The sequence below is a fragment of the Streptomyces sp. NBC_01384 genome (assembly GCF_045040035.1).
Classification (GTDB): domain Bacteria; phylum Actinomycetota; class Actinomycetes; order Streptomycetales; family Streptomycetaceae; genus Streptomyces.
Window position 1 is genome coordinate 3990968 of the sequence record NZ_CP109559.1, and the last position, 14444, is coordinate 4005411.

12 protein-coding genes and 1 pseudogene are annotated in these 14444 nt (G+C 69.7%); 9 read left to right on the forward strand and 4 right to left on the reverse strand.

Annotation, left to right across the window (positions count from 1 at the left end; translation table 11 throughout):
* The first annotated feature begins 321 nt into the window (after window positions 1-321).
* From OG747_RS18145 to OG747_RS18165, 5 genes are all read left to right on the forward strand, one after another.
* On the forward strand, window positions 322-1533 hold the full coding sequence (locus OG747_RS18145; protein ID WP_405880369.1) for a sensor histidine kinase: 1212 nt from the start codon (window positions 322-324) through the stop codon (window positions 1531-1533).
* A gap of 155 nt (window positions 1534-1688) precedes the next feature.
* Complete coding sequence (locus tag OG747_RS18150) at window positions 1689-3044, forward strand: sensor histidine kinase (RefSeq protein ID WP_405880370.1); 1356 nt, start codon at window positions 1689-1691, stop codon at window positions 3042-3044.
* A 302-nt stretch (window positions 3045-3346) separates the two neighbouring features.
* Window positions 3347-4006, forward strand: coding sequence for a response regulator (locus OG747_RS18155; RefSeq protein WP_405885584.1), 660 nt, complete (start codon window positions 3347-3349; stop codon window positions 4004-4006).
* A gap of 256 nt (window positions 4007-4262) precedes the next feature.
* Entirely contained in the window at window positions 4263-6194 is a 1932-nt protein-coding gene (locus OG747_RS18160; RefSeq protein ID WP_405880371.1) for a 2-oxoacid:acceptor oxidoreductase subunit alpha, read from the forward strand.
* The gene (locus OG747_RS18165; RefSeq protein ID WP_405880372.1) at window positions 6187-7302 is read left to right on the forward strand and encodes a 2-oxoacid:ferredoxin oxidoreductase subunit beta; all 1116 of its coding nucleotides are present in this window, start codon (window positions 6187-6189) and stop codon (window positions 7300-7302) included. Before OG747_RS18160 ends, OG747_RS18165 begins: the two co-directional genes overlap by 8 nt.
* 101 nt (window positions 7303-7403) lie before the next feature.
* Here OG747_RS18165 and OG747_RS18170 read toward each other — a convergent pair whose 3' ends face one another.
* Window positions 7404-7802 (reverse strand): winged helix-turn-helix transcriptional regulator, encoded by a 399-nt coding sequence (locus tag OG747_RS18170; protein ID WP_405880373.1) that lies wholly within the window; start codon window positions 7800-7802, stop codon window positions 7404-7406.
* Between the two features lie 158 nt (window positions 7803-7960).
* Between OG747_RS18170 and OG747_RS18175 the strand changes: the two genes are divergently transcribed.
* From OG747_RS18175 to OG747_RS18185, 3 genes and pseudogenes are all read left to right on the forward strand, one after another.
* Entirely contained in the window at window positions 7961-8815 is an 855-nt protein-coding gene (locus OG747_RS18175) for an SDR family oxidoreductase (RefSeq protein WP_405880374.1), read from the forward strand.
* Window positions 8816-9048: 233 nt separating this feature from the next.
* Window positions 9049-10077 carry an EamA family transporter RarD gene (gene rarD / locus OG747_RS18180; protein ID WP_405880375.1) on the forward strand — a complete coding sequence of 343 codons (1029 nt, stop codon included), beginning with the start codon at window positions 9049-9051 and terminating at the stop codon, window positions 10075-10077.
* A 40-nt stretch (window positions 10078-10117) separates the two neighbouring features.
* Window positions 10118-10285, forward strand: a pseudogene (locus OG747_RS18185) (VOC family protein); the annotation flags it as partial.
* Between the two features lie 52 nt (window positions 10286-10337).
* On the opposite strand, the gene OG747_RS18190 reads toward OG747_RS18185, so the two are convergent.
* Window positions 10338-11465, reverse strand: coding sequence for a tetratricopeptide repeat protein (locus OG747_RS18190; protein WP_405880376.1), 1128 nt, complete (start codon window positions 11463-11465; stop codon window positions 10338-10340).
* Between the two features lie 434 nt (window positions 11466-11899).
* Between OG747_RS18190 and OG747_RS18195 the strand changes: the two genes are divergently transcribed.
* The gene (locus OG747_RS18195) at window positions 11900-12439 is read left to right on the forward strand and encodes a DUF6668 family protein (RefSeq protein ID WP_405880377.1); all 540 of its coding nucleotides are present in this window, start codon (window positions 11900-11902) and stop codon (window positions 12437-12439) included.
* A 27-nt stretch (window positions 12440-12466) separates the two neighbouring features.
* On the opposite strand, the gene OG747_RS18200 is transcribed toward OG747_RS18195, so the two are convergent.
* Both OG747_RS18200 and OG747_RS18205 read right to left on the reverse strand, forming a co-directional pair.
* Complete coding sequence (locus OG747_RS18200; RefSeq protein ID WP_405880378.1) at window positions 12467-13423, reverse strand: ABC transporter permease; 957 nt, start codon at window positions 13421-13423, stop codon at window positions 12467-12469.
* Window positions 13410-14414: an ABC transporter ATP-binding protein gene (locus tag OG747_RS18205; RefSeq protein WP_405880379.1), complete on the reverse strand. Its 1005-nt coding sequence runs from the start codon at window positions 14412-14414 to the stop codon at window positions 13410-13412. The genes OG747_RS18200 and OG747_RS18205 overlap by 14 nt, the downstream gene beginning before the upstream one ends.
* Window positions 14415-14444: the final 30 nt, after the last annotated feature.

Consider the following 14444-nt stretch of genomic DNA (forward strand, 5'->3'; position numbering starts at 1 on the left):
CTAGGGCCTGCTAAAGAGACGGTAAGCAGCCCGTCACGCGTTGCCTTTTCGGGGACACGTCATGGGCTTGCCTTGGACTGGCCATGGACTGGCCGTGGGCTGGCCATGGGCTCGTCCGCCTCGCACGTCTCCGGCTTCCCGTTCGCACCTCGCGGTCACTCCCCATTTCACCTCGCGAAGACGTCCCCGCGCACCCCCGGAAGCGTCCCAGCACACCTCTCGGAAACGTCCACTTTCACCTCAAGGGGTGGGGATTTCCCCAGTGGATCGTGGCGGTCTACCTCATGGCGCGGCGGCTCGCCGCCGGGCAGGCTAGCGAATATGACCGAACGCCTCACCCTCGTCGGCCCACCGGACTCGGCCGCCGCATCCGCAGAGTCGGCCGACAGCGACCGGCTGCCTCCCGCGCGCCTCGCCCTCGACCGGCAGACATGGAAGGAGATCTCGCACCTCCTCGCCAATCTGCCGGTCTCGATCTTCGGCTTCGTGTACGTCGTGACGATGACGTTCGCGGGCTCGCTGCTCGCGGTCACGGTGATCGGGCTGCCGCTGCTCGCGCTCGGGCTGCTGGGCTCACGGCAGCTGGGCAAGTTCGAGCGGGCGCGGGCGCGCAGGCTGCTCGGCGTACGGATCGACGAGCCGAGCCCGCTGCCGGTGCGCCGGACCGGCTTCCTGCCCTGGCTGTGGTCGAGCCTGAAGGATCCGGTGGGCTGGCGGACGGTGCTGTACGACTTCATCCGGCTGCCGTGGGGCATCGCCACCTTCACGGTCACGCTCGTGTCGTTGTTCGTGCTGTGGCCGGTGCTGCCGTTCCTCGCACGTGGGCTGACGAACGTGGACCGGGCCATGGTGCGCGGGCTGCTGTCGCCCTCGGACGAGCTGGAGCGGCGTATCGCCGAACTGGAGTCCGACCGGGGGGTCGTGGTCGACACGGCCGCCGCCGATCTGCGGCGCATCGAGCGGGATCTGCACGACGGGGCACAGGCCCGGCTGGTCAACCTCGCGATGGGGCTCGGCCTGGCCAAGGAGAAGCTCCTGGAGGGTCAAGCCGACGAAAGTGTCGCGGCCATGGTCGACGAGGCGCACGGCGAGGTGAAACTGGCCCTGCAGGAGCTGCGCGACCTGGCCCGCGGCATCCATCCGGCGGTCCTCACCGATCGGGGACTGGACGCGGCCCTGTCATCGGTCGCCTCGCGCTGCACCGTGCCGGTGAAGGTGACGGCCGACCTCGAGTCGAGGCCTGCCGCGGCCATCGAGGGCATCGCGTACTTCACCGTCTCCGAGCTGCTGCAGAACGTCAGCAAGCACAGCGGGGCGAGATCCGCGTCCGTGGACGTCTGGCGGACGGACGAACGGCTGCTCATACAGGTCCGCGACGACGGACGCGGCGGGGCCGGCCTCGACGGCGGTACGGGGATGGCGGGGCTCGCGGACCGGCTCGGCGCGGTGGACGGGCTGTTTGTCATCGATTCCCCGCCCGGCGGGCCGACCACCATCACGGCGGAGCTGCCATGGCGGGACCGCGCATCCTGACCTCCAGACCTCCAGACCTCTTGACCTCCGGACCCTTTGAGGTAGGGAAAACCCCCGTTCCAAGACCCCTACCCGCTCCATGGTCGGCGAGGGCCGGAAACAGCAGGGTTGGGGTACAGAGCCGACGAGCAGGACGACTAGAACGGACGACACCGATGGCCACGGAGTACGGACAGGGGTACGGGCACCGGAGCGGGCCCGGATTCCACGGGGCGGGTGCCGGGGAGCGGCGGCACCGTCTCCCGGCACCGTTGCGGGCACCGATCGAGGCCCGCAGCTGGCGCGAGTTCGGCTATGTGATGCTGAGCCTGCCGCTCGGGATCATCATGTTCACGTTCGCCGTCACGATGTTCTCGCTCGGCGCGGGGCTGCTGATCACCTTCCTGGGCATCCCGGTGCTCGCCGGGGCGCTGGCGGGCTGCCGCGGGTTCGGCGCACTGGAGCGTGCGCGGGCGCGCGGGCTGCTCGGGCTCGACGTGGCCGCGCCGGAGCCCCTGCGGGTGCGGAAGCAGGGGGCGCCGGCGTGGATGGGGGCGATCCTCAAGAGCGGTTCGTCGTGGCGGCATCTGCTGTACGCGGTGATGCAGCTCCCGTGGTCGGCGTTCTCATTCGCGGTGGCGCTGAGCTTCTGGGCGTACGGCTGGGCGATGCTGACGTATCCGCTGTGGTTCTGGCTCTTCCCGGTGTACGGCGGTCAGGGCGGCCTTCAGCTCTACGGCGACGACACGCACAGCATCTACCTGGACAACCCCTTCGAGATCACGGTCACCGCGCTGCTAGGGCTGCTGATCACGATGGCCACGCCGTGGATCGTACGGGCGCTGACCACGGTGGACCGGCTGATGGTGCTGGGGCTGCTGGGGCCGTCGCGGCTGGCGACCCGGGTGGTCGAGCTGGAGTCGGACCGGGGGGTCGTGGTCGACACGGCCGCCGCCGACCTGCGGCGCATCGAGCGGGATCTGCACGACGGGGCACAGGCCCGGCTGGTCAACCTCGCGATGGGGCTCGGCCTGGCGAAGGAGAAGCTCACCGAGGATCCGCAGGCGGCGGCGCGGATGGTGGACGAGGCGCACGGTGAGGTGAAGACGGCGTTGCAGGAGCTGCGGGATCTGGCGCGCGGGATTCATCCGGCCGTGCTGACCGACCGCGGGCTGGACGCCGCGCTGTCCTCCGTGGCCTCCCGGTGCACGGTGCCGGTGCAGGTGGAGGTGGACCTTCCGGCCCGGCCCGCCCCCGCGATCGAGGGGATCGCCTATTTCACCGTCTCCGAACTGCTGCAGAACATCAGCAAACACTCGCGGGCGACGCGCGCCATGGTGGATGTGTGGCGGGTGGAGAACCGGTTGATGCTCCAGGTCACGGACGACGGTGTGGGCGGAGCCGATGTGTCGGGCGGGTCCGGACTGGCGGGGCTGGCGGAGCGGCTCGATGCGGTGGACGGGGTTCTGGTGGTGGACTCGCCCGTGGGCGGTCCTACTCGGATCACGGCGGAGTTGCCCTGGCGCGGGTGAGTCGCCCCCACCGCCCCCACGTTCCTCCACCCGCCCCCACGCTCCCCCAAGCTCTCGGCTTCACCCGAGCAGGTGAACGGACCCCCATCCATCCCCTGAGGCTCCGCCCCCCGGCCCCCGCCAAGGGGCTCCGCCCCCTGGCCCCCGCTCGCCCGGAGGGAATCGCGCTCAAACGGCGGACAGGCTGAAGAACGGCCGCCATTTGGTCCGAATGCTGGAATGCTGAGGACTGACGTACGAGCGGGACGCAGCCGGCGTCGGCCGGCAACGGGCTGGGGGGCCGAGAAATCGTGGAGGACAGGGTGCGGGTGGTCATCGCCGAGGATTCAGTGCTGCTCAGGGAGGGCCTGACCCGGTTGCTGACCGACCGTGGGCACGATGTCGTGGCCGGTGTCGGGGACGGCGACGCGCTGATCAAGACCATCACCGACCTGGCGGCCCAGAGCGAGCTGCCGGACGTCGTGGTCGCCGACGTACGGATGCCGCCGACGCACACCGACGAGGGTGTCAAGGCCGCCGTGCAGCTGCGCAAGCACCACCCGGGACTGGGGGTGCTGGTGCTGTCGCAGTACGTGGAGGAGCGTTACGCCACCGAACTGCTGGCCGGTTCGAGCCGCGGCGTCGGCTATCTGCTCAAGGACCGGGTCGCCGAGGTCCGGGAGTTCGTGGACGCGGTGGTGCGGGTGGCCCAGGGGGGTACCGCGTTGGACCCGGAAGTGGTCGCGCAGCTGCTCGGACGCAGCCGTAAGCAGGACGTGCTGGCCGGGCTCACCCCGCGGGAGCGGGAGGTCCTGGGACTCATGGCCGAGGGCCGGACCAACTCGGCGGTCGCGCGCCAGCTGGTGGTGAGCGACGGAGCGGTCGAGAAGCACGTCAGCAATATCTTCCTGAAGCTCGGGCTGTCCCCGAGCGACGGGGATCACCGGCGTGTTCTGGCCGTCCTCACCTACCTCAACTCCTAATGGCCTGACACTGTGCCAGGCACGGCACCAGAGCGACACAAGGCCGGCGCAAGAACCAAAGGATGAGGTAGGAGCGTCTTCCAGAGGAGCGGCGGGGCGAGTAAATCATGACAAATCAGGGCGTCGAACCGTCTCAAAATGGTGTCCATCATGCGAACGGCCGAGGGAAGGCGACCCTTACAGACGTAGGGTTGATCCTGGGATGGCCTGCGGGAGGGCCGCTCCCAGACAGCCGCCTCGAAGGAGGTCCAGTTAAGTGACCAGCCAGGTCAGTAGCCCAGCGGAGCAGGCCGACGAAGCCGTCGTAGGAGAACAGCGCAAACCGGCGGGGGCGAAAGAAACTCGCCGGCTCGACCGGGTGATCATCCGGTTCGCGGGCGACTCCGGTGATGGAATGCAGCTCACCGGCGACCGCTTCACCTCCGAGACGGCGTCCTTCGGCAATGATCTTTCGACGCTGCCGAACTTCCCCGCCGAGATCCGAGCGCCCGCAGGCACCCTGCCGGGCGTTTCTTCATTCCAGCTGCATTTCGCGGACCACGACATCCTCACGCCCGGCGACGCGCCCAACGTCCTCGTCGCCATGAACCCGGCCGCTCTCAGGGCGAACATCGGCGATGTGCCGCGCGGCGCGGAGATCATCGTCAACACGGACGAGTTCACCAAGCGGGCCATGGCGAAGGTCGGTTACGCGACCAGTCCGCTGGAGGACGGCTCCCTGGACGGATACGCCGTCCACCCCGTCCCCCTCACGACGATGACGCTCGAGGCGCTCAAGGACTTCGACCTGTCCCGCAAGGAGGCGGAGCGCAGCAAGAACATGTTCGCGCTGGGCCTGCTGTCGTGGATGTACCACCGGCCCACCGAGGGCACGGAGAAGTTCCTGAAGGCCAAGTTCGCCAAGAAGCCCGACATCGCGGCCGCGAACATCGCCGCGTTCCGGGCCGGCTGGAACTTCGGTGAGACGACCGAGGACTTCGCGGTCAGTTACGAGGTCGCCCCGGCCACCAAGACCTTCCCGACCGGCACCTACCGCAACATCTCCGGGAACCTGGCCCTCTCCTACGGCCTGATCGCCGCCTCCCAGCAGGCGGACCTGCCCCTCTTCCTGGGCTCCTACCCGATCACCCCGGCCTCCGACATCCTGCACGAGCTGAGCCGGCACAAGAACTTCGGCGTCCGCACCTTCCAGGCCGAGGACGAGATCGCGGGCATCGGCGCCGCCCTGGGCGCGGCCTTCGGCGGCTCGCTCGGCGTCACCACCACCTCCGGGCCGGGCGTGGCGCTGAAGTCGGAGACCATCGGGCTCGCGGTCTCCCTCGAACTGCCGCTGCTGGTCATCGACATCCAGCGCGGCGGGCCCTCCACCGGCCTGCCGACCAAGACCGAGCAGGCCGACCTCCTTCAGGCCATGTACGGCCGCAACGGCGAGGCCCCGGTCCCGATCGTCGCCCCGTGCACACCCGCCGACTGCTTCGACGCGGCCCTGGAGGCGGCCCGGATCGCGCTCGCCTACCGCACCCCCGTCCTCCTCCTCTCCGACGGCTATCTGGCCAACGGCTCCGAGCCGTGGCGCATCCCGGAGGTCGACGAACTCCCCGACCTGCGGGTGCAGTTCGCACAGGGCCCGAACCACACCCTCGACGACGGCACCGAGGTCTTCTGGCCGTACAAGCGCGACCCACAGACCCTGGCCCGCCCGTGGGCGATCCCGGGCACACCGGGGCTCGAGCACCGTATCGGCGGCATCGAGAAGCAGGACGGCACCGGCAACATCTCGTACGACCCCGCCAACCACGACTTCATGGTCCGCACCCGGCAGGCGAAGATCGACGGCATCGACGTCCCGGACATCGAGGTCGACGACCCCTCCGGCGAGGCCGACACCCTGGTCCTGGGCTGGGGTTCGACCTACGGACCCATCACCGCGGCGGTGCGGCGACTGCGCGCCGCCGGGGAGAACATCGCCCAGGCCCATCTGCGCCACCTCAACCCCTTCCCGCGGAATCTCGGCACCGTGCTGGGGCGTTACGAGAAGGTGGTGATCCCCGAGATGAACCTCGGCCAGCTCGCCACGCTCGTCCGGGCGAAGTACCTGGTCGACGCGCACTCCTACAACCAGGTCAACGGCATGCCGTTCAAGGCCGAACAGCTCGCCACGGCGCTCAAGGAGGCCATCGATGGCTGAGACGACCACGGAAGGCGCGGACACGATCGAGGCGCTCACTCTGGTGCCCAAGGCCGAGGCCAAGCAGTCCATGAAGGACTTCAAGTCCGATCAGGAAGTGCGCTGGTGCCCCGGTTGCGGTGACTACGCGGTCCTGGCGGCCGTGCAGGGCTTCATGCCCGAGCTCGGCCTCGCCAAGGAGAACATCGTCTTCGTCTCGGGCATCGGCTGCTCGTCCCGCTTCCCGTACTACATGAACACATACGGCATGCACTCCATCCACGGCCGTGCGCCCGCCATCGCGACGGGGCTCGCCTCTTCGCGACGGGACCTGTCCGTGTGGGTGGTGACCGGTGACGGCGACGCCCTCTCCATCGGCGGCAATCATCTGATCCACGCCCTGCGCCGCAATGTGAACCTGAAGATCCTGCTCTTCAACAACCGGATCTACGGGCTGACGAAGGGCCAGTACTCACCCACTTCCGAGGTCGGCAAGATCACCAAGTCGACGCCTATGGGCTCCCTGGACGCGCCCTTCAACCCGGTGTCCCTGGCCATCGGCGCGGAGGCGTCCTTCGTCGCCCGGACCGTGGACTCCGACCGCAAGCACCTCACCGACGTGCTGCGACAGGCCGCCGCCCACCCGGGCACGGCACTGGTGGAGATCTACCAGAACTGCAACATCTTCAACGACGGCGCCTTCGAGGTGCTCAAGGACAAGCAGCAGGCCAAGGAGGCGGTGATCCGCCTGGAGCACGGGCAACAGATCCGCTTCGGCGGTGAGGGCACCTCCCGCTCGAGCGAAGCCGAGAGTGGGGGAGGCGCCAAGGGTGTCGTACGGGATCAGGCGACCGGCGACCTGAAGGTGGTCACCATCACACCGGAGAACGAGGCGCAGATCCTGGTCCACGACGTGCACTCCGCGTCCCCGACCACGGCCTTCGCGCTCTCCCGGCTCGCCGACCCGGACACCCTGCACCACACCCCGATCGGCGTGTTCCGTTCCGTGGAGCGGCCGGTCTACGACACCCAGATGGCCGACCAGCTCGACGCGGCCATCGAACAGAACGGCAAGGGGGATCTGGCGACGCTGCTGGCGGGCGGGGACACCTGGACGGTCGTCGGCTGAGCAACCTCAGTGGTTGATCAGTGGTTGATCACTGATCAACCAGCGGCTGGCCAGTGGCTGATCAGTGGCGATCAACGGCTGGCCAGTGGCTGATCAACGGTTCATGGGGCCCGGGTGGCTGACGCCCGGGCCTCGTCGTATGCGTAGCGGGCCTTCTCGACGTCGTCCATCCGGTCCGTGGTCCAGACGGCCAGCGCTCGCACCTGCTCGGCGGCCTCGCGGCCCAGGTCGGTGAGGGAGTAGTCGACGCGGGGCGGGATCACGGGCTTGGCGTCGCGGTGGACGAGGCCGTCGCGCTCCAGGGTCTGAAGGGTCTGGGCAAGCATCTTCTCGCTGACACGGCCGATGGCCCGGCGCAGCTCGCTGAACCGGTAGGGGCGGTCGAGGAGCTCGATCAGGACGAGCACGCCCCAGCGGCTGGTGACGTGCTCCAGGACAAGGCGGTACGGGCACATCGCCTCGCCGGTGTCGTACTTGGAGACAGCCGGAGTCACGGCCATGTCCACGACCGGAGTCACGGCCCGAGTCGCTGCCCGAGTCGCTGCCGGAGGCTTCCCACTTACTCCCATGCCAGTACCTTACTTCAAAGTGAGTACTTTCGAAGAGTTAGCGCACCTCCTATGGTTAGCGGAAGGCCCACCCCACAAGGAGTTAACCCATGAGCATCGTCGTCACCGGAGCCACCGGACACCTCGGCCGCCACGTCATCGAGGGGCTGCTGGAGAAGGTTCCGGCCGACCAGATCACCGCCGTCGTCCGCGACGCGGAGAAGGCCGCCGGCTTCGCGGCCCGCGGTGTGAAGATCGCGGTCGCCAACTACAACGAGCCCGAGACCTTCGGGACCCTCTTCTCCGCCGGTGACAAGGTGCTGCTCATCTCCGGCAACGAGTTCGACAAGGGGCGCGTGGGCCAGCACCGGGTCGTCCTGGACGCCGCCAAGGCCGCCGGGGTCGCGCTCTTCGCGTACACCAGCGCCCCGGGCGGCCTGACCGCCGCCCTCGCCGACGACCACAAGGGCACCGAGAGGGCGATCCTGGAGTCCGGTGTGCCCTACGCCCTGCTGCGCAACGGCTGGTACAACGAGAACTACACCGAGAACCTCGCCCCGGTCCTCGAGTACGGAGCCGTCACCCAGGCCGCCGGTGACGGCAAGGTCGCCTCCGCCGCCCGCGCCGACTACGCGGCCGCCGCCGTGACCGTACTGACCGGCGAGGGCCACGAGAACAAGACGTACGAGCTGAGCGGCGACGCCGCGTGGAGCTTCGCCGAGTACGCCGCCCTGGTGGCCGAGCAGGCCGGCAAGGAGATCGTCTACAACGCCGTCACCGTCGAGGCCCTCACGGGCATCCTGACCGGCGCCGGACTGCCCGGCCCCGTCGCCGCGATCCTGGCGGGCGTCGACGCGTCCATCGAGAAGGGCGAGCTCGCAGGCACCAGCGGTGACCTGTCCCGGCTGACCGGCCGTCCGACCACGCCGGTCGCCGAGTCGATCGCGGCGGCCCTGAAGGGCTGACTCCCCCAGGGCCTAAGGGCCCTTAGGCCCTAAGGGCCCTGGGGCGCCGTCACCCTCCGAATCCCCGCCTGTCATGACCGTATGGCGATACGGGCATGACAGGCGGGAGTGCTCGGCGCTACCTTCTTGGAGGCTGCGCGGGAGCAGCTGTACGAGAGGGAGGGCCAGTGACCGTGCAGCAGCGGACGGGGAGCGCAACAGGTTCGTCGGGCTCAACAGGTTCGTCGGGCGCGATGGGTTCTACGGGCGCGATGGGCTCCGACGGCGCGAACGGCTCCAAGGGCTCCAAGGGCGAGCAGCGCGTCGGGCTGATGAACGGCTTTGCCGCGTACGGCATGTGGGGGCTCGTTCCGCTCTTCTGGCCCCTGCTCAAACCCGCCGGAGCCATCGAGATCCTCGCCCACCGGATGGTGTGGTCCCTCGCCGTGGTCGGCGTCGCGCTGGTGGCGATGCGGCGCTGGGCCTGGCTCGGCGAGCTGCTGCGGCAGCCGCGCAAGCTGGGGCTGATCACCGTCGCGGCGGCCGTGATCACGGTCAACTGGGGCGTCTACATCTGGGCCGTGAACAGCGAGCACGTGGTCGAGGCGTCCCTCGGGTACTTCATCAATCCGCTCGTCACCATCGCCATCGGCGTACTGCTCCTGAAGGAACGGCTGCGCCCCGTGCAGTGGGCGGCGGTCGGCGTCGGCTTCACCGCGGTCCTCGTCCTCACCATCGGGTACGGCCGTCCGCCGTGGATCTCCCTCACCCTCGCCTTCTCCTTCGCCACCTACGGGCTGGTGAAGAAGAAGGTCAACCTCGGCGGCCTCGAGTCGCTCGCCGCCGAGACCGCGATCCAGTTCCTGCCCGCACTCGGGTATCTGCTGTGGCTGGGTTCGAGCGGGGGTGCGACCTTCGCTTCGGAGGGGGCGGGGCACTCGGCGCTGCTCGCGGCGACGGGAGTGGTGACCGCGCTGCCGCTGGTCTGTTTCGGCGCGGCCGCGATACGGGTGCCGTTGTCCACGCTGGGGCTGCTGCAGTACCTCGCGCCTGTCTTCCAGTTCCTCCTCGGCATCCTCTACTTCCACGAGGCCATGCCGCCCGAGCGGTGGGCCGGGTTCGCGCTGGTCTGGCTCGCGCTGTCGCTGCTCACCTTCGACGCGTTGCGTACCGCACGCCGTTCGGCTCGGATGCTCAGGGCCGGCGCCGGTGGGGGTGGGGGTGGCCTTGGCGCCGCCGTTGCCGGGGCGCGGGGTGCCGACCCCGTCGACGCCAAGCCGTAGAGGTTCTTGGGCTGCTGCGGGCCGGTGGGGGCTCGTCGACGTCAAGAACCGGCTCCATCTCGACCTGCACCCGGGCGAGGGCCGACGCGCCGACGAGGTCGCCCGACCGGAGGGACTGGGCGCAAGCGTGCTGCGGCACGTCAGGGAGCCGGCGGGTGAGTGGGTGGTGATGGCCGACCCGGAGGGGAACGAATTCTGCGTGCACTGACGGGTTCTATAGGCGTATGCGTTCCAGGTGTACGCGTTTACGTATACGCGTTTTAGGTGTACGGGTTCTGGGTGTACAGGCTCTGGGTGTACGGATTGTCGGCCACGGCCCGGGTCCTGGCTCGGTCCGCGAGGCGGTTCATGCGGGTGCGAGCCGACTCGAGTTGTTCGAGGTCGTCGGCGGCGGGGCCGCCGTCGGCGACGAGTTCGGCCCACAGCGTGATCAGGTCATGCCCCAGGTTCAGTCCCTGCAGGGGGTCGCGGACCGCACGCCAGGCCGCCGCCGCGCTCTGTACGTTGCCGTACGCGGCATCGGGGTCCCGGTGCCGCCTGCGGACCTGGGCGAGGTCGAGCGACAGGTGGAACGACCGGAGCGGGTCACCGGCCAAGTAGGCGATGTACGCGGTCAGTTCACGCAGCCGCAGCACCTCCGCATGTTCGGGGCCCAGCGACCGCGACGCCTCCACCCCGGCCCGTTCCGCCATCCCCGCGGCCTCTTCGATCCACCCCTGTTTCACAGCCTCGTTGATCCGCGCCACGGGCTCCATCAGGAACGCCGCGCCCTCCGTCGCCCCCACTACCGGTGCCAGCACCGACTCGGCGACGGCGTCGAACCCGCGCGCGGGAGTGGGCTTCGGCTCCGGTTCCAGCTCCAATTCCAATTCAGATTCCAGTTCCAGTCCCAGTTCCGTTTTCGGTTCCGTTTTCGGTTCCAGTTCCCGCCCGGGACCCGTGACAGACATGGCCTCCAGCACCGGGGCCGGGCCGAACTCCCCCAGCGGAACCGGCGATACGGCGGGAGGGGGTACCGGTACCGCGGGAGGGGTTGCCGGCACGGCGGGCGCCTCGGCCGGCGGCCCCACCCGCACCGGCTCCCCCGCATACCCGCTCGACCCGTCCACGTACACCTGAAGCGGTACGAGGAAACCGATCCGTTCGTCGTGGACCGTGGCGAGGACGGGGTGGCCGGTGGTCAGGGCGAGGTGGTGGAGGTGGTTCAGGACGGCGGCCTGAACCGTCTCGCCGGGCGCGGCGACGACCGGCATACCGCCGACCGTGGCCCCGCCCCCGGTGCCCCCGACGGGCGCGGGTACCCGCACCTCGATCGGGGTGCCCCCGGCGGCGGCCGCCGAGCGCTGCCACTTGAATTCCCGCTTCTGTTCGCGGCTGAGTCGAGACATCGATTCCCTCACTCGGGTCGATCGGGGGAGGAAGGAGAAGGAAAAGGAGAGGAAAAAGGAGAAGGAGAAGCAGTAGCAGACGGGGTAGGGGAAGACGAAGAACAGGACGGGGAAGGCGAAGGGGAAATAGAAGGGGAAGGCGAAGGCGAAGGACCGGCCGCGACCGTCCTCGTCACCATCCTCGTCCTACGCATCCTCGCCTCTCTCCCCTTCCGCCTCAGCCATCGTGCCGGATTCACCTGCCGCCTGCTAACCGACCTCACCGCTCTGTCCGGCGCTGACGTCGACGGCGGACATGTCGTCGAGTCTCTCCGCTCGCACCCACTGCATGCGTCACTACGACGTCACAGGCTCGTCCCAGGAACTGATATCCCATTACCGAAACGTGCCGGACGCCGCGAAGATCGACGGGGCGACGACGGAGGAGAGTGGCAATGCAGGGGAGCACACGGCAGGGGGTGGACGGGCCCGGGATCTGGATCCGCGGGCCGGTCGCCGGACCGGAACCCTCACCGGCACCGGTGGGTGCGTCCGGCGGCCCCGTCGTGGTCGGCGCACGCCGGTTCGCCTGGGTGGCCACGCACGGTGGGGCCGGTACCTCGACGCTCGCCGCGGTCTTCGGCGGCCACGACACGGGGCGGAACTGGCCCCGGCCCGAGCAGGGAGAGCCGGGCTCGGTGCTGCTCGTCGGGCGTACGCACGCGACGGGACTCGACGCCGTCGCGCACACCCTGGACACCTTCCGCCGGGGCGACGCGCCCCCGGGGCTCGACCTCGACGCCGTCGTTCTGGTCGCCGACGCGCCCGGACGGCTGCCCCGCCAACTCGCTCAGCGCATCAAGGTGATCGAATCTTCGATCGACGTCTACCGGGTGCCGTGGGTGCCGGCCTGGCGCATCGGCGACCTCACCGTCGAAGCACCCCGCGAGACGGCCGCGCTGGCCCGCCTGACCGGCGCCGCATACCACCCCTGAACCCCGGCAGTGCTCGACACCCGACACCTACGCGGTGATGTCCTTCGCCGTGAACCGTGCCCACGCCGCCGAGCCGAACACCGCCGCGTACAGGCCCTGGAGGCCGAGGTTGCGGACCAGGTCGTCCCAGTACACCGGATCGCGCAAGAGGTCGGCGAAGGACAGCCAGTAGTGGGAGAAGAAGTACGGCTGGAGGGCGTGGAGCTGGGGGATCTGGTCGAGGATCTGGATGGTGATGAGGAGGCCGACCGTGGTCGCCATCGCCGCGATGCCGCTGCTGGTCAGCGTCGAGACGAACAGGCCGAGAGCCGCGACGCCGATCAGTGACGCGGCGACGACCAGCGCGATGAGCAACGCCCGACCGAGCCCCTCGGCGAAGCTGATCCGTGTCCCGGAGATCGTCGTCAGCTCGCCCAGCGGGAAGAGGAGCGCGCCCACGGCCAGCGCCGAGATCGCCACCACCAGGGTCGCGACCAGGCAGAACGTCATCGTGGTCGCGTACTTGGTGACCAGCAGCCGGGTCCGGCCCGCGGGGGCGACGAGGAGGTAGCGCAGGGTGCCGGCGTTCGCCTCGCCCGCGATCGCGTCGCCGGCGATGACGCCGATGGCCATCGGCAGAAAGAAGGGGAGCGTCGCGGCGAGCGCCGTGAACACCAGGAACAGGCCGTTGTTGGTGACCTGTGCGATGAACGCCGGGCCCTGGCCGCCTCCACCGCCTCCGCCGCCCGCCGACGAACCGTTCCGCGTCTCGACCTTGACGGCGACCCCGATGAGGATCGGTACAGCGGCGAGCACGCCCAGCAGCGCGATTGTCCGCCACCGCCGGAAGGTGGTGACGAGCTCGCTCCGGAACAACCCGAACGTCCAGAGGGGACTGGGCTTTCGCGTGGCCCGGGCCTGAGTCCCGCCCCGCACGGACGCCGCCTCAGCCGCCTCGGCCTGCTCAGCCTGCTCAGCCTGCTCAGCCTGCTCAGCCTGCGACATCGAACCCCTCCCCCGTCAGCGCCACGAACGCGTCCTCCAGCGAAGCCCGCTCCACCCCGAAGCCGCGCACCCGGACGCCCGCCGTGACCAACGCGGCGTTCAGCTCGGCGAGTTCGCGGTCCCGGTCCGGCGGCTCGGCCGTCACCCCGGTATCCGTGATGACGAGGTCCCCCACGCCCTGTTCCTTCAGGACGCGCGCCGCGTCCCCGGGGTCGGGCGTGGTCACCACGAGCCGGCCGCGCGCCCCCGCCGCGAGCTCCGCGACCGGGCCCTGGGTGATCAGCCGCCCCTGCGCCATCACAGCGGCGTGCGTGCACACCTGCTCGATCTCGTCGAGCAGGTGCGAGGAGAGAAAGACGGTCGTGCCGTCCGAGGCCAGCTCTCGTACCAGGGAGCGGATTTCGCGCATGCCCTGCGGGTCGAGGCCATTGGTCGGCTCGTCCAGGACGAGCAGGCGGCGGGGCTGGAGCAGCGCGGCCGCGAGCCCGAGCCGCTGCTTCATGCCGAGCGAGTAGGCCTTCGCCTTCTTGGCCGCCGCGGCGGTGAGTCCGACCCGGTCGAGGGCGGCCGCGACGCGCGTATGCCGGGTGCGCGGGTCGGCGGTCGGGTCGGCGGCGTCGTACCGGAGGAGGTTGTCGCGGCCGGAGAGGAAGCCGTACAGCGCGGGGCCCTCGATGAGGGCGCCCACGTGCGGAAGCACGGCGCGGGTGGCGCGGGGCATGGGCTGCCCCAGCACGCGCGCCGTGCCCGAGGTCGGCTCGATCAGGCCCATCAGCATGCGGATGGTGGTGGTCTTGCCCGAGCCGTTCGGCCCGAGGAAGCCGAAGACGCTGCCCGCCGGGACGGTCAGATCGAGACCGTCGACGGCGAGCTGTCCACCGCGGTAGCGCTTGGTGAGCGCGCGGGTGGCGATCACCGTGCCCTCGGCGGGCGCGGTGGCGGTGCCTCCCTTGTCCACCAGGTCGGGCTCCGCGGCGGACGCTTCCTCCATGGGCTCCTCACTTCGTCCTGTGCGTACGGG

What these genes read in the sequence shown, in the direction of transcription:
- OG747_RS18195 (WP_405880377.1), top strand. Translation starts at nt 11,900, where the DNA reads ATGCAGGGGAGCACACGGCAGGGGGTGGACGGGCCCGGGATCTGGATC.
- OG747_RS18175 (WP_405880374.1), top strand. Translation starts at nt 7,961, where the DNA reads ATGAGCATCGTCGTCACCGGAGCCACCGGACACCTCGGCCGCCACGTC.
- OG747_RS18165 (WP_405880372.1), top strand. Translation starts at nt 6,187, where the DNA reads ATGGCTGAGACGACCACGGAAGGCGCGGACACGATCGAGGCGCTCACT.
- OG747_RS18200 (WP_405880378.1), bottom strand. Translation starts at nt 13,423, where the DNA reads ATGTCGCAGGCTGAGCAGGCTGAGCAGGCTGAGCAGGCTGAGCAGGCC.
- OG747_RS18150 (WP_405880370.1), top strand. Translation starts at nt 1,689, where the DNA reads ATGGCCACGGAGTACGGACAGGGGTACGGGCACCGGAGCGGGCCCGGA.
- OG747_RS18170 (WP_405880373.1), bottom strand. Translation starts at nt 7,802, where the DNA reads ATGGCCGTGACTCCGGCTGTCTCCAAGTACGACACCGGCGAGGCGATG.
- OG747_RS18190 (WP_405880376.1), bottom strand. Translation starts at nt 11,465, where the DNA reads ATGTCTCGACTCAGCCGCGAACAGAAGCGGGAATTCAAGTGGCAGCGC.
- rarD (WP_405880375.1), top strand. Translation starts at nt 9,049, where the DNA reads ATGGGTTCTACGGGCGCGATGGGCTCCGACGGCGCGAACGGCTCCAAG.
- OG747_RS18205 (WP_405880379.1), bottom strand. Translation starts at nt 14,414, where the DNA reads ATGGAGGAAGCGTCCGCCGCGGAGCCCGACCTGGTGGACAAGGGAGGC.
- OG747_RS18145 (WP_405880369.1), top strand. Translation starts at nt 322, where the DNA reads ATGACCGAACGCCTCACCCTCGTCGGCCCACCGGACTCGGCCGCCGCA.